A 17491-nucleotide genomic window follows, 5' to 3' on the forward strand; every position below is an offset into this window, starting at 1 on the left:
TTAAAATTCATTGATAAATAACCCGAAATTCCCTACTGCCGCGGCTTTCAGCAGCAGCGCCTGCCATACGTTGCTATACGCCACCTCGCGGTCGGTTTCCGCGCGGTTGAGGGTATAGAGCGCCTGTGTAACGTCTACCAGCGTGCTGAGGCCATTGCGGTACATCACGGTTTTCTGCAGGTAGGCCTGCGATGCGCTGCTGATCTGTATGCCGGCTTCCCGGTAATTGTCCAGCGCGTTTTTCATTTTCACGTCCGCCAGCACCATCTGCGCTTTCAGCTGCTGGTCCACCACGCTCATTTCATCCTGCAGGGCTTTGGAAATGAAGTTCTGCGCGGTATGCTGCTGTTTTACCCGCAGCGGGCTGGTCAGGTTCCAGGTTACGCCCACGCCGAGCAGGTAGTTGCTGCGGCTGGGCTTGATGCCTTCCCAGTAATCGTGGGTGTAAGCCGTCTGGTCCTGCGCGTAGGCCGAACTGAAGCCGGAGCCTCTCGTTTGCATCACGCTGAACAGACTGAAGGCCGGGTAATTGAGCGTTTTGATATATTTCTCCTGCTCTTTGCTAAGCGCGATGCGGTGCTGGTAAAATTGCAGCAGGGGATGTGTTTCGCCGCGAAAGCTGAGCGTGTCTGTCACTACGGCGGGCAGGCGGGTGAGGAAAAGACTGTCCAGCGTGAAGTCCTGCGGGGTTACCGCCATCAGTTGCGCCAGCTGGTTGCTTTGTTCCTGTTCCAGGTCCATGGCGCGGGTGAGCGCGATGCGGGCGTTGGATACTTCGGCGTTGGCCAGTGAAGAATCCACCCCGGCAATAAGGCCGTTGGCGGCGCGGCGGGTCACTACGGAACGGAAGGTGTCCGCCCTTTCGAGGTTCCGCTGCCAGCTTTGGGTAAGGCGCTGCGCGGCCAGCAGGTTGAGATAGGCGGCCGCCACTTTCACTTCATGCCGGAACTGCTCCTGCTCCCAGTCCGATTCGTCGCGGCGGGCGGCGCTCTCGGCCGTTTTCACGCGTTCCTTCATTCTGCCGAAGGCAAAAAATTCCCAGTTGATGTTTGCGAGATAAAGCGCGCCGAATGCGGCGTTCCAGTTCTGTTCGGGCAAAGGAAGACCAGAGGAGGCCACGCCAAGACCGCCGAATCCATACAAGGGGCCGTTCTGCCCGTTCACTGTACCATAGTCCTGCTGGGCCGAGATATTCAGATTGGGCAGATAATCCCTTTTTACTTGTTGAACGGTCGCCTTGGAGGCATTCACATAGTTAGCTTTGGCCCGAATGGTACCATAATTGTTCAACGCCGTTTGCACCGCATCTTTCATGGTCAGCACCTGCGCCTTTACGCTCCAGGTAGTGCTCAGAAGGATAACAGACAATAGCAGACGAACAGCAGAGCGTTGTGTCATCTTTTCTAAATGAGCGATTTAAGCATGGGCAGCTTTAAAGCTGAATTTTCTCATGCAAAGAGCGCTCATCATTTTGAAGCAATTTTGAAGAGTTGTGACCAGCGGTAAATGCGATGGTCACCATGTGTAGGCCGGAAGCAAACTGGTAGCGGATCTTGAAGGAATTGGCGTCGCAGATCTGTTTGACGATCGACAAACCGATGCCGGCCGAGTGGTTGCATTGCGTGCCTTTTTTGAAACGCTGGAACATTTCTTCGGGGTTGCCGGTTGGCGGCAGGCCGGTGTTGGTAATACGCAGGCAATCCCTGTCCAGCGTTACTTCGATGCGGCCATTGGGAATATTGTGACGGATGGCGTTGCTGATGAGGTTATTCAGCAAAATGTCCACCAGCGCGGAATGCAGCTTTACATCCACATCGCCGGCGATCTTGTATTCCAGGTGAAGGCCTTTGAGCGTGATGAGATCAGCGAAGCTGCCCATCGCGTCTTTCGTGTATTTGCTGAGGGATACTTCTTCCAGGGCTTCGTACTCGTTGTTCTCCAGGCGCGAAAGCAGCACCAGCGAACGGTTGATGTGCGTGAGTTTGTCCACCGAATTCTGCATGTCGGAGATCAGCACGGCCTGTTCGCCCCGGATGTCTGATTCGGAAAGCAGCTCGAGTTTGCTGCGGATGATGGCCAGCGGCGTTTGCAGTTCATGACTGGCATTTTCTGCGAATTCTTTCAGGGAAATATAATCGTCCACCGCTTTGTCCGTCATTTTTGACACGTAAGTGTTCAGTTCGCTGAACTCTTTTGTTTTGGTAGCGCGGAGCGTCAGCCTTTTTTTGGCTTTCAGGTTAAAATGCTGGAGTTTTTTGAGGGTGCTGTAAAACGGCGCCAGCACGATGCGGGAGGCCAGGCGCGCGGTAAGCACCACCAGCGCGATCAGGATGATGAGTTTGGACACGATGCTGATGCGCAGGCCCGCGAGTATCTGCTCCGAACGCGTCACATAATCGCCGGAGGTGATCTTGTAGTGTTGTTGATGGATGGTATGCCAGCTGGTAACGGTGATCTTGCGGTCGTTGTCTTTCAGATCGGGGTCGTGCGTAACGTCGCGGTCGGTGATCTCGTAATAATCGGCCGGCTTTGTTTCCGTTACGGGCACTACTTTGATGCGGCAGCCCTGTGTGTATTCACCCGGCTCCTCCCCTTTGTTCAGCACCTGCGCCACGCGCTGGTTCACGTGTTTGAGCCTTTCCACCGCAGCCTTATCGATCTCGCTTTTGATGCTCATGTACGTGATAAAGCTGTTGATGGGGATGATCAGGAGCGTAACCCCCAGGAACCACAAAGTGAATCTGTCTACAAGTTTCATCCGATAATAATGATTTATTCAGAGGCCGGATGGAATTGCATTTCATCCGATAATAATAACTAACCGGCCGGCGGTTTCCGGTTATTGTTTAGAGGTATTGAATTTGTAACCCAGTCCGTAGACCGTTCCGATGTAATCCGTTCCGTTCGCCGCGCTTATTTTCTTCCTGATGTTTTTGACATGCTGGTATACGAAGTCAAAATTAGCGAGATTATCGGTATAATCCCCCCAAAGGTGCGCCGCAATACTCTGGCGGGACAGCACCCTGTTTTTGTTCACGATGAAATAAAGGAGCAGATCGAACTCCTTGCGGGTCATGTCCAGCAAAATGCCGTTCACCCGGGCTTCGAGGGTATCTATATCGAGGCTGATCTCGTTGAATGCGATGATGTTGCTGCCGTTGAGCTTTTTGCGGCGGTAAATGGCCCGAAGCCGCGCGTGCAGCTCGGGCAGGTGGAAGGGTTTGGTAAGATAGTCGTCTGCCCCTTCTTCCAGCCCTATCACCTTGTCGTCCAGGGAGTTTTTGGCGGAAAGAATAAGGGTGCTGCTCTGGATGCGCTCCATGCGCATGAACGAAAGGATGTCCAGCCCATTGCCGTCCGGCAGCATAATGTCCAGCAGCACACAGTCGTACTGGAAAGAAACCAGCCGGTCCTGCGCATCGCGGATGTTGTAGCTCACCTCGCAGATGTAGCCTTCTCTCGCCAGGAATTCGGAGATACTGCTGGCGAGCTCCACGTTGTCTTCTATCAGCAACACTTTCATATCACGATGCAAATTACGCAGAAATCTGAAGCAATCTTGAAGCGACTGAACCCTTTTGCCATTTTCGGCGTTATAGAAAAACAAATTAACTGATTGAGTTACAGTCGTTACAGATTCTGGCAGGTGATTTGCATGGTAACGGCCGTAAACCTATAAATATGAAACCATATTCTGTTGCAATCCTCTTTTCCCTGGTGCTTTTCGCCGCTTGTGCCGGCCCTTCTTCCGAGAAGAAGGCGGAAGACGGCGAAACCACCGATGAACTGTCCGCCGCCGTGAGCACCATCAGCAATTACGCTACCAGCATCGACGTGAAGGCTTCCAGCGGCAATAAAACGATGGCCTCGCACAACTTTAACAGCGGCGATGTTACTTCGGGGGTGATCGGCGTGTTCTCAGACAAAAATACGCCCATCCGCCTGTATATCTATCCCGAAGGCCCGCAACCCGATACTTCCACCGAAACCTGGTTTTACCTCGATACCGTTACCGTAGCCGTGCAACTGATGCGCGAGATCATTACTTCTCCTTCAGGCGTTACCGAAAACAGCTTTTATTTCGACGGGGATACGCTGCTGCAGGCCGAAACCCGCAAGGCGGGCGATCTTGCGTCGCTGGACAGTGCGGAGATCGTGCCTTACGAATCGCCTTTCGGCCGTGAAGATTTCCGGTTCAGCGCTCAGGAAGTGAACGACCTCGCGCAACGTGCGTCTGTGGCGCTCACCATTTCGCGCCGCGACCTTAGCCCCGGCGCCAACGAAGCCCGCAAGCAGGGCGCCTCGCATTGGGCCACCGGCAACGAGCCCGGCTGGTCGCTGGCTATTATTCCTTTTAAAAAGATATTGTATACCGGCAATTACGGCGAGCAGAAAATAGAATTTCCGCCCGCGCAGGCCGAAAAAGGCGACAACGAGGCCACGCTGTTCAGCACCGCTTCCGCGGACGGGCATAAGCTGGAGATCACTTTTGAAAATAAGGTATGTACAGACGATGCGGGCAAAAAAAGCCCGAGCACGGTAACGCTGAAGCTGGACGGCAAAACGCTCCGCGGCTGCGGCCAGTCGTTGTTTTAAACGGATTACAAACGGAAACCACCGTTCCTGAATACACTCCCTGGAAAAAGAAAGGCCACCGCGATGGTGGCCTTTCATATTGAAAGTTATGTAATTACTGCTTTTTCACTTTGTTCCATCCTTCAATGCCGGCTTTCAGCCAATTTGCATATTCGACGATGGAAGGCGTATATCCCACCGGCAGCGTCAGCAGCTGCTCGTCGTAGGTAATAAGCGCATAAAGCGGCTGGCTTTGGTTGGAGAAGTTCACCGTCTGCATCGTGGCGTATTTGTCGCCGATGGTCACGATATCCTTCGATTTGCCATTAGGGCCTACATATTTGAACTGTTGGTCTTCGGGCAGTTTTTTACGGTCGTCCGTATAAAGCGAAACGAGGATGTAATTATCCTTGATCAATGCATGCACTTCCGGGTCCGTCCATACGTTCTCTTCCATGTTACGGCAGTTCACGCAGGCCCAGCCGGTGAAGTCGATCAGGATCGGTTTGTTCTGCTCTTTGGCCAGCGCCAGCGCTTTTTCGTAATCGTTGATCACGTCTGGTTCCACGGCGCCTTTATTGGCGGCGTCTTTTCCGTACCAGCTGTAACTCAGCGGGGGCGCAATACCGCTCATCAGTTTGAGACGTGAGTACTTGGTATTGGTAAGACCGGGAATGAGATACAGGGTGAACAGGCCGAAAAGCAGGCCGAACACAATCCTTACCGGGGTGAGTTTTTTCACCGGGCTATCGTGCGGAAAGCGGTAAACGCCAAAGATGTACAGCGTAGTGAGGATGCCAATGATGATCCAGATCAGGAAGAAAGTTTCCCTGTGCAATATCCCCCAGTGCGTTACGAGATCTGCATTGGACAGGAATTTTATGGCCAGCGCCAGCTCTACGAAGCCTAGCACTACTTTCACGGAGCCCAGCCAGCCGCCGGATTTCGGCAGGGAACTGAGCCAGCCCGGGAACATGGCGAACAACGCAAAAGGAAGGCCGAGCGATACGCCAAAGCCCGCCATGCCCGCGGTAAGCAGGATCGGCGCCTGGCCATCCCCGCTAACGGAAGCGCCGGACAGCAGCGAGCCCAACAGCGGGCCCGTGCAGGAAAACGACACGATCACGAGCGTAAGCGCCATGAAAAAGATGCCGATCAGGTTGCCCCTGTTGGCTTTGGAATCCGCCTTGCTTGCGAAACTGCTGGGCAGAGTGATCTCAAACAAGCCGAAGAAGCTCAGTGCAAACACCACGAAAATGGTGAAGAAGATCAAATTCATCCACACGTTGGTGGAAATGTTGTTGAAGATCGCGGAATCCACCAGTCCCACGGCGTGGAAAGGCAGGCTGAACAACACGTATATCAGGAAAATAAAAAAGCCGTACATGCTGGCGTTAAACACGCCTTTTTTCTTGTCCTGCGCGGATTTGGTGAAGAAAGACACCGTAAGCGGGATCATTGGGAACACACAGGGCGTGAACAGCGCCACCAGTCCGCCTATCAGGCCGAATACGAACATCAGCCAGGCATTGCCGTCTCCCAGGATGCCGCCGGCCTTCACGACCGGGTTCTGCATGTCAATGGCGGGGCGCTTCAGCTCGTTCGCCGCGGCGGTATTGGTTTTAAACCAGCCCTGTTCGCCGGTAAGATTGCCGGAAGCATCGGCGGAAAAAGTGAACTGCGCGTCTTCCTGGAACACTTCGGCGTTATCGGCGATCCAGGCGCTCACCGTTCCGCGGAGGTCCTTCACGGAATCGTTGAAACGGATGGTGGCCAGTATTTCCACGTCGTTCTGATGATATTTCACGCTGGATTCCAGCAGCGAATCGTAACCTTCCTGCGGCGCGGGGTTTTCGGTCAGCGTCACGATCTTTGCGCGGGTATTGGCAAGACTGTCGAACACAATGCGCGTGTTCAGTTCATCGTCGCCCATGGCGACAGACAAGATCTTCCAGCCTGCGTCGATCTTCCCGGTAAAATGCAAAGTATATTCTTTCTCCCCCTTCTTCTCCGCTTTGAATTCCCAGTTCAGGTGCTTAGGGATCGAATCCGCGTCCTGCGCCTGCGCCATGGGGCGGGCCAGCAGGAAAAGCGCGGCCATCAACGTTAAAACATTCTTCATATGTATGATAGACTTAACAGATTGAGTTAAAGACAAAAGCAAAAAACGAGTTCTTTCGGGCGAAAGAACTCGTTCCTGTTATGCTGAAAAAAATTCGGTACTTATTTCAGGTCGAAGGCGAAGTTTACTTCCGTTGGCGGCAGGCACTGGTGATCGTCGCACACCATGAATTCCACGGAGCCTTTCACTTTTGTGGCGGCTTTGCCTTTTACGGTTACCTTTTGCACGAAAGACACAGAGTTTTCGTAATATTTCAGTTCTGAATCGAAGTTTTTGTCGAACGCCTTTTTCATTTTGCCATTTTCCTGCACTTTGCCCTGTGTGGCTACCAGCGGGTTTTTGGCGAATTTGAAAGACGTGGGGATCGGGCCTTCGCCTGCGTCCTGCGCGTACAGGTGCCATCCTTTTTCGATCGTAGCGGTGGCTACCAGTTCATAAGTGGTGGCGTTTACTTTTTTAGTGGAAAAGTTCCATTTTACCGGATCTAAGTCCTGCGCGCCTGCCAGCATGGGCAGAGCGAAGAGGCATAAAGCAACAAGTAATTTTTTCATAGCTTCTTTTTTTGCTGGTTGGTTGGTATGTATTTGTTGGTAGTATGTGTGATGTTTAGTTGTTGTTGATCAGGCTCTGGAAGATCAGCTGCCCGTCGCGGTTACCGAGCACGTCGCTGGTAGCTCTTTCCGGGTGCGGCATCATTCCGAACACGTTCCTTCCCTGGTTGCAGATGCCGGCGATGTTCCTGATCGCGCCGTTCGGGTTAGCAGAATCAACAATATTGCCAAACTCGTCGCAATAACGGAAAAGTACCTGGTTATTTGCAAAAAGCTGGTCCAGCGTAGCGTCGTCTGCGTAATACCTGCCTTCGCCATGCGCCACGGGGATCATCAGCGGGCGGCCGGTCACTTCTTTGGTGATGGAAGTATGCGTGTTTTCGCTTTTCATGAAAATATTCTTGCAAACGAACTGCTGGTTCTGGTTTTTCAGCAGCGCGCCGGGCAGCAGGCCGGCTTCGCAAAGTATCTGGAAACCGTTGCAAACACCGATCACGCGGCCGCCTTTATTGGCGAACTCCACCACGCTCTGCATCATGGGGCTGAACTTGGCGATCGCGCCGCAACGCAGGTAATCGCCGTAAGAAAAGCCGCCGGGCAGCAAAATGCAGTCTTCGGTGGAAAACATGCTCAAATCCTTATCCTTGTGCCAAAGGTCGATCACATCCTGGTTCAGGTCATTACGCAGCGCGTCGATCATGTCTTGGTCACAGTTAGAACCGGGAAAAGTAACAACTCCGAATTTCATTTGTAGTAGTGGTTTTTGGAGGGATCTTATATTAAAACCTCCGTTAATTTATCTGGAAAAGAACAAAATTACTGCGCATTGGCCAAAATACAATAACCGCTCATAGATTTATGATTCCGCTAACACCATAGGCCTAGTGGGAAAAGTACTGCATGACGATCACATACGCCAAAACGATCACATGTATTACGTTCGCTATCGTATTGTTAGTCACAGTCCAGAACACATTTCCCGCAAAAAGCGAGATCGGCAGCACCGCCAGCACCCAGTAGTTGGGGCTGAAATGATCGCTGAACAGCGGCACCAGCATGGCTACCAGCACGTAGATCACGGCGGTCGCCCATATTTTCCTGCCCTGGATCAGCATTTTCTTGAAAGTGCGCTGCAACATCAGCCATCCGGTCACAAAAAACAGCACGCTGGCGATCAGGGCGCCCCATACCTTGTAATCGGTGATCATCGGCAGGTGAAACCCGATCCGCGGCATGTCCAGGATCAGTTCAGTGCGGTTGGTGAGGAACAGGTAGGTACCGAGCAGGTAAAACGGGCAAAGGATGCCCAACAGCCCGATGATCCATTCCGCCAGCCTGAAGGCGCGCATGATGAGCAGGCTCAGCAGCAGCAGTGCCAGGAAAATCACGGACGGGAAATACATCAATCCGCAAAGCCCCAGCGCGAAACCCATGTTAAAAGCCACGTCGCGGGCCGAAGTGCGCATGTACAGGTCCGAAATGCTGGAAAATATCCATAACATCACGGTATTCACGAGCAAAGCGGGCGAAAACACGTTCCAGCCTTCCAGCAGCGAGGTGAACAGCAGGAAGCTCATGGCCGGCAGGTAACTATCTTTCGAGAACAGCCGGTGGTTGTTGATGATGCGGGTGAACAACAGTGCCTGCAGGAATTGCAGCAGCAGCGCCAGGGCGGTGAAAAACAGCGCGCTTTTGCCCGCAATGCCTTCCAGCCAGCCGGTGATCTCAGTATAGAGCAGGCCCTCGGAACCGTCTGCCTGGTAAACGGACGGGTGGATCAGATAGTAAAATTTGACAAACAGCAGGTATATAAAAAGCAACAATACCGTCAGCGGATTGCCGGATCTGAAAAATTTTATCACGATGCAAAGATGTGATTAAAAGTCAATTTTAGCAAAGCAGATATAATTCCGGTAAATACACGGTATCAGCACGCTGCGGGCGCTGATCTGCTTGCCGTAGCGGGGCATCCAGGTAAATCCTTTGTCCAGGTTGCGGAGCGTGGGGCTGCGGTCCACTTTTCCGTCCGGCCCGATCGTGTTTTCGGTGAGCACGTATTGCCGGCGGTCGAGCGTATTGAACAGGAAACGCAGCTCGCTGCCCACATTAACCAGCATGTAGCTCAGGTAGAGGTCCGCCCCGTCGTCGAACTGGCTTTTGTGCACGAAGTTGCTGTATTGCAGGTCCCCGTTTTCGTCGTAAGCCAGCAGCGCCACGTTGTCGTAATGGTAACGCGTGCCCTGGCCGTCGTTCCAGCCGTAAGGATTGTAATAATAAGGGGAATAAGGAGAATAATAATACGGATTATACCCGCCGAAGCCGCCATACATGTAGTTCCAACGGTTCCAGGGCTGGCTGCGCGAAGTGGTGTAATACGATTCCGCGGTCAGCAGAAAGCCGCCGTTGGCCGTGTTCACGATCTTGCGGATGAAATAATCGTTGAAAGCCGCCGCGGTAGATGCGTCGCCGCGGGCGCTCTGTTTCAGCTCGGGACTGAACGGCACCATTTTTTCGAATATACGTTCCCGTTTGTCGTAGTCTAAGCGCAGCAGGTACAGGCCTTCCACGTTGCCGCGTTTCTGTTTGTAAAAAAACGCGGTGACCAGGGCCTGTTTGTCCTGGTTGTCCAGCTTTATTTTCACCTCGTCGAGCAGCAGGTTCTTGGTCTCGAAAACGGCCGTCTCGAAAGAATCCACCACCGCTCTTTTGATCACCACTTCGCCGGTTACGATGTAATCGCGGTTAGACGTGCGGTCGAGCTTCGTGAAAAACAGGTCGCCTTCGTTGTTAAGCGTAAAGTTGCTCAGGAACTGGCGTTTGCCTTCCATCGGCAGCGACACGCGGCTGTTGTTCACCAGGTTGAAGGCGCTGTCGTACAGGAAAGTATAGAACACATTGTCGTTCTCCTTGTCCTGGTTGATCTTATAAACGAGTATGCGGTTTTTGTCTTCGGACACTTCAACGGAATAGATCTTGTTTTCGCGGGTAAAATTGCCGATGCGGGTGGAATCCACCATCACCGGGGCGTTGGTGAAAGAACCGTCCGGGTTTACCTGCGCGGCGAAGCTGTACACGGCGTCTTTCCGCTGGAACTGGTAGATCATAAAAGCCCTGTCGGGATAAGCCACGAAATCGACGCTGATGAGCTTTTTCGGAAGAAATTCCAGCTTCACGCGGTCTTTCAGCTGCATGGCGTTGTCGTAAATGGAAATATGGTATTCTCCACGATCTGCCTTGTAAACCAGTATGTTACCACCCATCCTGCCGATGATCTCGAACTCGGTGGTTTTGTAGTCGTCCCTTTCGGGCTCCGAATAGGTAATTTTCTGGGCGTTGGCTACCGCACTGCACAGCAACAGCACACTAATTTGCACGATATGACGAATGCGCATGGACAATTATTTAAGGTTAGATACAGGATAAACGTTGAATGTACCAGTTTTATGCATGTTCTGCTTTCAAACCTACACGAAAAATACGTTATTGCAAAGCGCTAAGAAAGCGGCGCGATTTATTGCGTAATTTTACAGGCAAAACGTTGGCGTTATCATGAAGGAAACGGTATTAATTACGGGCGGCACCGGGCTTGTAGGACAGGCTTTAACTTCCCTGTTGCTCGAGCGCGGGTACCAGGTCACCATCTTCACCCGCGGCAAAAAACGTTCCGATCAGCGCGGATTAACTTACGCCCAGTGGGACCCCGCCCGCAAAACACTGGATATCACCGCGCTGCAGGCGGCAGATTACATCATCCACCTCGCGGGCGCCAACGTGGCCGACAGCCGCTGGACGGCCAAACGCAAACAAGAGATCGTCGACAGCCGGGTGGAAAGCGCCAACCTGCTGTTCGACCAGCTCCGCCAGCATCCCAACAAGGTCAAAAAAGTGATCAGCGCCTCCGCCACTGGCTGGTACGGCGAATACACCGGCAAAATATTCACGGAGAACGATCCCGCGGCGGACGATTTCCTCGGCATCACCTGCAAAGCCTGGGAAAACAGCGTTCGCCAAATGGAAAGCCTCGGCAAAACGGTCATCATTCTCCGCACGGGCATCGTGCTGAGCCTGAATGGCGGCGCCATCAGGGAGTTCCGCAAACCGGCACGGTTCGGCTTCGCTACCGTTATGGGCAACGGCGAGCAGTTCGTGAGCTGGATACACCTGCAGGACCTTGTGCGCCTGTATCACAACGCCCTGCTCAACGACCAGCTGCACGGCGTTTACAACGCGGTGGCGCCCCGGCCCGTGACCAACCTGCAGCTGGTGCAGTCGCTGGCCCGCGCCATGAAAGGCAACAGTTTTATCACCGTGCATGTGCCCGCTTTCGCGCTGAAGCTCGCGCTGGGCGAAATGAGTACGGAGGTGCTAAAAAGCGTGAAAGTCTCTTCCGAAAAAATACAGCAGACGGGTTTTGTGTTCTCTTATCCTGATGTAGACAGCGCCGTGGAGCAGCTCGTCACGCATCCCTGAAACCTGCGCATTACGCTCCCAGGGCGGCCTGCAGGGCTTTCGCCTTCAGCAGGCATTCTTCCCATTCTTTTTCCGGGTCGCAGTAGAACGTGATGGCGGAGCCCGTCTGGAAAGAAACGTAGGGGTCTTCCGCATTATAAAGAATGCTGCGAATCACCACGTTAAAATCGAAATCCCCTTCCGGCGTAATGTAGCCTACCGCGCCGGAAAACAGTCCCCTCCTGCTTTTTTCGTATTGTTCGATCAGCTCCATCACGCGCAGTTTGGGCGCGCCGGTCATGGAGCCCATGGGAAAAGCGTGCCTGATGGCGTCGGTGAAATGATAATCGGGACTGAGTGTAGCCGATACCGTGGAGATCATATGGTGCACCTGCGGGAAGGTGTAGATGCCGAAAAGCTCTTCCACTTTCACGGAGCCCTGCACGGCGGTTTTCGAAAGGTCGTTGCGCACGAGATCTACGATCATCACGTTTTCGGAGCGTTCTTTGGCGCTGTCGCGGAGCGACTGCTGCAGGGCCGCGTCTGCCTTCGCGTCTTCGGCGCGGCGGGCGGTGCCTTTGATGGGCTGGCTGATGATGGTATCGCCTTTTTTCCGGAGAAAACGCTCCGGGCTGGAACAGGCCAGGTAACGCGCGCCCTGCCGGTAATAAGCGGCGAAGGGCGAAGGGGAAAGAGCGTTGAGACGGAGGAACAGCGCCAGTGGGTCGCCGATGCGCGCGTGCGCGAACTGTTCGCGGCAGAAGTTCACTTCGTAACAATCACCTTTCCGGATATGTTCCCGGAGGGCGTTCACCGCGGCGAGATAGCCATTGCGGTCGAGATGCGCGTCAAGTACGAAAACGGGAGTGGTGTTGACGACGGACGGGATGGATTGTGCGAGGCATTCACGGTGAATGGCGCTCGCTTCGTTTTCGGTAAGCGAGGGTCCGCTGATCCGAAGCTCGTTTTGCCGGAGGATGAGCAGGTACCGCGGGCGGAAAAAGGCCATGTCGGCAAAGCCCACTCCATCGGGATGGGCGGAGCTGAGTTTTTCCGTTTCGTTTTTGAGATCGTAGGCGAAATGGCCGAAAAGCCAGCCGGGATTGGCGGAATGAAAATCCTTCAGCTGGCTGAAAGCGTTGCCGGCGCTGCATTGCAGCAGTTCCACGGCATCCGCGGCGAGCATTGCTTCAGCGCCGGACCCGGCGAGCCGGTAGTCGTTATTGTCCAAAAAACAACAAATGTTGAACCGGTTACCCCAGCTCAACATTTGCAGTTTAAATGCGCTTATATTTTCAACAGGAAAACTGTATGATAGCACGTTTATGGATTAGAAATCATCATCATCGTCGTCAAAGCGGTCGTTGAACATGCCCATGTCCTTAAAGTCGTCGTCGAAGCCGAGATCGTCGTCGTCGTCCGGGTTCTTTTTGGTGCTGGGGCGGCCGCGTTTGTTTTTGGGCTTCGGCATGTCAAATTCCTCGAAATCAGGATCGTAATCTTCGTCTTCCCCTTTTTCCCAGGCATCGTCATCATCCTCCTCATCATCGTCATCTATATCATCGTCATCGTCGTCGTCCTTTTTCTTTTTGGCGCCGGCTTTGGCGGGACGGCCTCTTTTCGGGGCATCGTCGTCGTCGTCCTCATCATCGTCATCATCCTCTTCGTCTTTGTTTTTGGATTTTGCCGCCAGCTTATCTGATTTTTTAGAAGCAGCAGACTTACGGGGAGATTCCTCCTCGTCCTCATCCTCATCTTCGTCTACTTCTTTCTTAGGCTTGGCGCTGGTTTTCTTTTCAGAAGCTTTGTCAGTCTTAGGCGAAGTAGTCTTTTTAGTCTCTTTTTCTTTATCAGATTTTGATTTCATAATGGTACGTTACTATTAGATTCTAAGGTAAAGTTTTAACAGTTTTTTTGATTCGCCAAATTTTTTTTTGACTGTTTTTTTTGTATTTTTTTGACTTTACTTTTCGAGTATCTGATCCCTGCCGGGGCCGTTGGACACGTACTGTACAGGCACGCCGAGATAGCTTTCCACAAAAGATAAGAAATTTTTCATTTCCTTTGGTAATGTTCCGTAGCTGTTACTTTTTGCAGTCGGTTCAGACCATCCGGGGAAGCTTTCGAGTATCGGTTTGATAGGTACGCTGCAGATGTTGAACGGCATCTCCTTAGTTTGTTGTCCGTCAATCTCGTATGCGGTGCAGGCCTGTACGGTTGAAAATTCGTCCAGCACGTCGCTTTTCGTCATTACCAGTTGGGTAACGCCGCTGAGCATGCAGGTGTAATCCAGTGCCACGAGGTCTATCCAGCCACAGCGGCGGGGGCGGCCGGTGGTGGCGCCAAATTCGTGGCCTGCCTGGCGCAGTTTTTCGCCGGTCTCATCATCCAGTTCCGTGGGGAACGGCCCGCCGCCTACGCGTGTGCAGTATGCTTTGGTTACGCCGATCACTTCGCGGATCCATTTGGGCGCAAGGCCCAGGCCGGTGCAAACGCCCGCCGAAATGGTGTTGGAAGAGGTCACGAAGGGGTAAGTGCCGAAGTCTACGTCGAGCATGCTGCCCTGCGCGCCTTCCGCCAGTACTTTTTTGCCGGCTTTGAGATACTGGTCCAGCCAGTATTCGCCGCGCACGATGTTCATGCCGCGCAGGAACTCAACGGCGTCCCAGAACTCGGCTTCCCATTCGGCGATGTCTTCGCTGAAATTATAATTGGCCAGCAGTTGCAGGTGCTTGGCTTTGAGTTTTTCGTAAGAGTTTTTAAAGTCTGCGCTCAGCACATCTCCTATGCGCAGGCCGTTGCGGCCGGTCTTGTCCATGTATGCGGGGCCGATCCCTTTGAGCGTGGAGCCGATCTTTTCCTGTCCTTTGGACAGTTCTGAGGCTTTGTCCAGCGCGCGGTGGGTAGGCACGATGATATGCGTTTTTTCAGCGATAAAAAGGTTTTTGCCGAGGTCGATGCCCAGGGCGGTCACTTTTTCGCATTCTTTTTTGAAGGTCACGGGGTCCAGCACCACGCCGTTGCCGATGAGGTTCAGTGTATTGGTGTGGAAAACACCGGAGGGGATCGTGTGCAACACCACTTTCTGGCCATTGACGTACAAGGTGTGCCCGGCGTTGGGGCCTCCCTGGAAACGGGCGATTATGTCGTATTTACCCGCAAAATAATCTACTATCTTGCCTTTCCCTTCATCGCCCCATTGCAGCCCCAGCAGAACATCTACCATTGTTGATATGTGATTTTTATGTTTAAAGAAGTGGCAAAAATAAGGCGATTGAATGAAAAGTTGGAGAATATTTAATCTTCCAGCCTGCTGATGCTCTGGATGCCGTCCAGCCCCTTCAGGCGGTCCACCAGTTCCTCCAGTTCGTCTTTATCGTGCACGAATACCTTGATGAGCCCTTCGAACAGCCCTTCCTTCGATTCGATGGTAAGCCCGGCGATGTTGATCCGCAGCTCGCCGGATATGATATTGGTGATCTTGTGGATCACGCCCACATCGTCTAGCCCCACGATCCGGAGGCCGGTAAGGAAGGATATTTCCCGGTTTTTCACCCATTTGGTCTTCACCACGCGGTGGCCATAGTGGGCCAGCAGCTGCGCGGCGTTGGGGCAGTTCGTGCGGTGGATCTTGAGCCCTTCGCTGGCGGTAATGAAGCCGAACACGTCGTCGCCCGGGATGGGGCGGCAGCAGTTGGCGAGCTTGTAAGCGATCTTGTCGGAGCTTTCCCCGAAAATGATCAGCTCCGCGTCCTTTTTCGACGGCTGTTTGTGCAGGGCTTCTTCCACCGCGGGCTCCGGCGCCTTCACCGGCTTGGGCGGCTCCAGTTTGTCGCCCAGCACGTGGAACGATTTCAGTTCCTTCAGGTCGATATTTTTGACGGCGATCTGGTAATAAAGGTCCAGCGGGCTGGGCTGTTTGTAGAACTGCACCAGTTCGTTGATGTTATGCTGACTGGGAGAGGCTTTGATGTGCTCCAGCTTGCGTTCCAGTATTTCTTTCCCGTCCATGGCCACTTTGCGCTTTTCTTCCTTCAGCGCGTCTTTGATCTTGCTTTTGGCTTTGGCCGTGAGCACGATGTTCAGCCAGTCTTCGGAGGGTTTTTGTTTGTTGGAGGTGATGATCTCCACCTGGTCGCCACTGCGCAGCTTGTGGCTGAGGGGCACCAGCTTGTAGTTCACCTTCGCGCCGATGCATTTGTTGCCTACGGCGCTGTGGATGGAATAGGCGAAATCCAGCGCGGTGGAGCCTACCGGCAGTATTTTAAGGTCGCCTTTGGGTGTGTATACGTAGATCTCTTCGGTGAAAAGGTTGCTCTTGAAATCGGCCAGGAAGTCCAGGGTATTGGAATCCGGGCTGTTCAGTATCTCCCTGATCTGGCTGAACCACTGCTCGAACTTGGATTCCTGCACGGTGGAATTCCCTTCTTTGTAGCGCCAGTGGGCGGCCACGCCTTTTTCGGCATAGTCGTTCATGCGTTTGGAGCGGATCTGCACTTCCACCCATTTCCCGTTCGGGCCCATCACGGTCACGTGCAGGGCCTCATAACCGTTGCTTTTCGGGTTGCTCAGCCAGTCGCGCGTGCGCTCGGGGCTGGGGTGGTAAAAGTCCGTGATGATGGAGTATACCTTCCAGCAGTCCGCCTTTTCCTTGTCTGCCGCCGAATCGAGGATGATGCGGATGGCGAAGAGGTCGTACACTTCCTCGAACTGCACGCCTTTGGTCTTGATCTTGTTCCAGATGGAATGGATGGATTTGGGCCGGCCGAAGATCTCGAAGGTGAGGCCTTCTTCCTGCAGCACTTCCTTGATAGGCTTGATAAATTCGTTGATATAGCGGGTTCGCTCGCGTTTGGTTTCTTTCAGGCGGCGGGCTATTTCGCGGTATTTGTCCTGTTCCGTGTATTTCATGGCGAGGTCTTCCAGCTCGCTTTTGATGGTATACAGGCCGAGGCGGTGGGCCAGCGGCGCGTAGATGAACACGGTTTCGGAGGATATTTTGAGCTGGCTTTCACGTCTCATGCTGTCCAGCGTGCGCATATTATGCAGCCTGTCCGCCAGTTTGATGAGGATCACGCGGGGATCGTCCGCCAGGGTGAGGAGGATTTTCTTGAAATTCTCCGCCTGCATGGTGCTGGTATTGGAATCGATCACGGTAGAGATCTTGGTGAGGCCGTCCACAATATGGGCTATTTCGGAGCCAAATTCGCGTTCCACGTCTTCGAGGGTCACTTCGGTATCTTCCACGGTATCGTGTAGCAGGGCGCAGATGGCGGAACGTACGCCGAGGCCTATTTCTTCCACGGTGATCTGGGCTACCGCCAGGGGGTGCAGAATATAGGGCTCGCCCGATTTGCGGCGCATATCGCGGTGGGCTTCAGCGGCCATTTCGAAAGCGGTACGCACGAGTTCCCTGTCGCCTTTTTTGAGGCGGGGCTTGAGGGCGCGTAAGAGGGCGCGGTAATGCCGTACGATCTCTTTTTTCTCTTGCTCTTCGTCGAGGTTATATTTTTGAACGGTCACTGTTTCCATGCAATATCAAAAATACAAAAAGAGCACCAGTAAATGGAATACTGCCGTTGTGGCGGTTTTCGGCGATCCGGAGGGCTAAAATGGCGGTTTGGGGGTGGTTTAGCGGCAGATAAGAAGGCCGATTTTTATAATTATGAAAAAACGATACCTTTGCAGACCTTAAAAACGCGGATGTGGTGAAATTGGTAGACACGCCAGACTTAGGATCTGGTGCCGCGAGGCATGGGGGTTCGAGTCCCTTCATCCGCACGAAATAACGGGG

The 17491-nt window shown here is 53.3% G+C and carries 14 protein-coding genes and 1 tRNA gene; 3 read left to right on the top strand and 12 right to left on the bottom strand.

Annotated features, from left to right (window positions below; genetic code table 11):
• From J7I43_RS09105 to J7I43_RS09115, 3 genes are all read right to left on the bottom strand, one after another.
• Positions 1 to 1398 carry a TolC family protein gene (locus J7I43_RS09105; RefSeq protein ID WP_209145359.1) on the bottom strand — a complete coding sequence of 466 codons (1398 nt, stop codon included), beginning with the start codon at positions 1396 to 1398 and terminating at the stop codon, positions 1 to 3.
• A 34-nt stretch (positions 1399 to 1432) separates the two neighbouring features.
• Positions 1433 to 2758: a sensor histidine kinase gene (locus tag J7I43_RS09110; RefSeq protein ID WP_209145360.1), complete on the bottom strand. Its 1326-nt coding sequence runs from the start codon at positions 2756 to 2758 to the stop codon at positions 1433 to 1435.
• 81 nt (positions 2759 to 2839) lie between these two features.
• Positions 2840 to 3523 (bottom strand): response regulator transcription factor, encoded by a 684-nt coding sequence (locus tag J7I43_RS09115; RefSeq protein WP_209145361.1) that lies wholly within the window; start codon positions 3521 to 3523, stop codon positions 2840 to 2842.
• 158 nt (positions 3524 to 3681) lie between these two features.
• Between J7I43_RS09115 and J7I43_RS09120 the strand changes: the two genes are divergently transcribed.
• Positions 3682 to 4596 carry a hypothetical protein gene (locus tag J7I43_RS09120; protein ID WP_209145362.1) on the top strand — a complete coding sequence of 305 codons (915 nt, stop codon included), beginning with the start codon at positions 3682 to 3684 and terminating at the stop codon, positions 4594 to 4596.
• Between the two features lie 94 nt (positions 4597 to 4690).
• On the opposite strand, the gene J7I43_RS09125 is transcribed toward J7I43_RS09120, so the two are convergent.
• The 5 genes from J7I43_RS09125 to J7I43_RS09145 all read right to left on the bottom strand — a co-directional run bounded on the left by J7I43_RS09125 (position 4691) and on the right by J7I43_RS09145 (position 10640).
• Positions 4691 to 6697: a protein-disulfide reductase DsbD family protein gene (locus J7I43_RS09125; RefSeq protein WP_209145363.1), complete on the bottom strand. Its 2007-nt coding sequence runs from the start codon at positions 6695 to 6697 to the stop codon at positions 4691 to 4693.
• A 101-nt stretch (positions 6698 to 6798) separates the two neighbouring features.
• A complete protein-coding gene (locus J7I43_RS09130) occupies positions 6799 to 7248 on the bottom strand; it encodes a protein-disulfide reductase DsbD domain-containing protein (protein ID WP_209145364.1) in 450 nt (149 codons plus the stop codon).
• A 55-nt stretch (positions 7249 to 7303) separates the two neighbouring features.
• Entirely contained in the window at positions 7304 to 7996 is a 693-nt protein-coding gene (purQ, locus tag J7I43_RS09135; RefSeq protein WP_209145365.1) for a phosphoribosylformylglycinamidine synthase subunit PurQ, read from the bottom strand.
• A gap of 133 nt (positions 7997 to 8129) precedes the next feature.
• The gene (locus J7I43_RS09140) at positions 8130 to 9110 is read right to left on the bottom strand and encodes a hypothetical protein (RefSeq protein ID WP_209145366.1); all 981 of its coding nucleotides are present in this window, start codon (positions 9108 to 9110) and stop codon (positions 8130 to 8132) included.
• Positions 9111 to 9125: 15 nt separating this feature from the next.
• Complete coding sequence (locus J7I43_RS09145) at positions 9126 to 10640, bottom strand: hypothetical protein (protein WP_209145367.1); 1515 nt, start codon at positions 10638 to 10640, stop codon at positions 9126 to 9128.
• Positions 10641 to 10797: 157 nt separating this feature from the next.
• On the opposite strand from J7I43_RS09145, the gene J7I43_RS09150 reads away from it, so the two are divergent.
• On the top strand, positions 10798 to 11718 hold the full coding sequence (locus J7I43_RS09150) for a TIGR01777 family oxidoreductase (protein WP_209145368.1): 921 nt from the start codon (positions 10798 to 10800) through the stop codon (positions 11716 to 11718).
• 10 nt (positions 11719 to 11728) lie between these two features.
• Here the strand turns inward: J7I43_RS09150 and J7I43_RS09155 are convergent, their stop codons facing one another.
• The 4 genes from J7I43_RS09155 to J7I43_RS09170 all read right to left on the bottom strand — a co-directional run bounded on the left by J7I43_RS09155 (position 11729) and on the right by J7I43_RS09170 (position 17229).
• Positions 11729 to 12928 (bottom strand): anthranilate synthase component I family protein, encoded by a 1200-nt coding sequence (locus tag J7I43_RS09155; protein ID WP_209145369.1) that lies wholly within the window; start codon positions 12926 to 12928, stop codon positions 11729 to 11731.
• A gap of 99 nt (positions 12929 to 13027) precedes the next feature.
• Positions 13028 to 13564 carry a hypothetical protein gene (locus J7I43_RS09160; protein ID WP_209145370.1) on the bottom strand — a complete coding sequence of 179 codons (537 nt, stop codon included), beginning with the start codon at positions 13562 to 13564 and terminating at the stop codon, positions 13028 to 13030.
• Positions 13565 to 13660: 96 nt separating this feature from the next.
• Positions 13661 to 14923, bottom strand: a complete 1263-nt coding sequence (locus J7I43_RS09165; RefSeq protein ID WP_209145371.1) for an adenylosuccinate synthase — start codon at positions 14921 to 14923, stop codon at positions 13661 to 13663.
• 71 nt (positions 14924 to 14994) lie between these two features.
• On the bottom strand, positions 14995 to 17229 hold the full coding sequence (locus J7I43_RS09170) for a RelA/SpoT family protein (RefSeq protein WP_209145372.1): 2235 nt from the start codon (positions 17227 to 17229) through the stop codon (positions 14995 to 14997).
• 167 nt (positions 17230 to 17396) lie between these two features.
• Here J7I43_RS09170 and J7I43_RS09175 point away from each other — a divergent pair.
• A tRNA-Leu gene (locus J7I43_RS09175) sits at positions 17397 to 17478 on the top strand.
• Positions 17479 to 17491 lie beyond the last annotated feature (13 nt).

Source organism: Chitinophaga chungangae, assembly GCF_017742215.1.
GTDB classification, from domain to species: Bacteria; Bacteroidota; Bacteroidia; order Chitinophagales; family Chitinophagaceae; genus Chitinophaga; species Chitinophaga chungangae.

Bases quoted from the DNA above. Each gene is read 5' to 3' on its own strand.
- J7I43_RS09130 (WP_209145364.1), bottom strand. From the start codon at position 7,248: ATGAAAAAATTACTTGTTGCTTTATGCCTCTTCGCTCTGCCCATGCTG.
- purQ (WP_209145365.1), bottom strand. From the start codon at position 7,996: ATGAAATTCGGAGTTGTTACTTTTCCCGGTTCTAACTGTGACCAAGAC.
- J7I43_RS09120 (WP_209145362.1), top strand. From the start codon at position 3,682: ATGAAACCATATTCTGTTGCAATCCTCTTTTCCCTGGTGCTTTTCGCC.
- J7I43_RS09160 (WP_209145370.1), bottom strand. From the start codon at position 13,564: ATGAAATCAAAATCTGATAAAGAAAAAGAGACTAAAAAGACTACTTCG.
- J7I43_RS09105 (WP_209145359.1), bottom strand. From the start codon at position 1,398: ATGACACAACGCTCTGCTGTTCGTCTGCTATTGTCTGTTATCCTTCTG.
- J7I43_RS09145 (WP_209145367.1), bottom strand. From the start codon at position 10,640: ATGCGCATTCGTCATATCGTGCAAATTAGTGTGCTGTTGCTGTGCAGT.
- J7I43_RS09170 (WP_209145372.1), bottom strand. From the start codon at position 17,229: ATGGAAACAGTGACCGTTCAAAAATATAACCTCGACGAAGAGCAAGAG.
- J7I43_RS09125 (WP_209145363.1), bottom strand. From the start codon at position 6,697: ATGAAGAATGTTTTAACGTTGATGGCCGCGCTTTTCCTGCTGGCCCGC.
- J7I43_RS09165 (WP_209145371.1), bottom strand. From the start codon at position 14,923: ATGGTAGATGTTCTGCTGGGGCTGCAATGGGGCGATGAAGGGAAAGGC.
- J7I43_RS09110 (WP_209145360.1), bottom strand. From the start codon at position 2,758: ATGAAACTTGTAGACAGATTCACTTTGTGGTTCCTGGGGGTTACGCTC.
- J7I43_RS09115 (WP_209145361.1), bottom strand. From the start codon at position 3,523: ATGAAAGTGTTGCTGATAGAAGACAACGTGGAGCTCGCCAGCAGTATC.
- J7I43_RS09150 (WP_209145368.1), top strand. From the start codon at position 10,798: ATGAAGGAAACGGTATTAATTACGGGCGGCACCGGGCTTGTAGGACAG.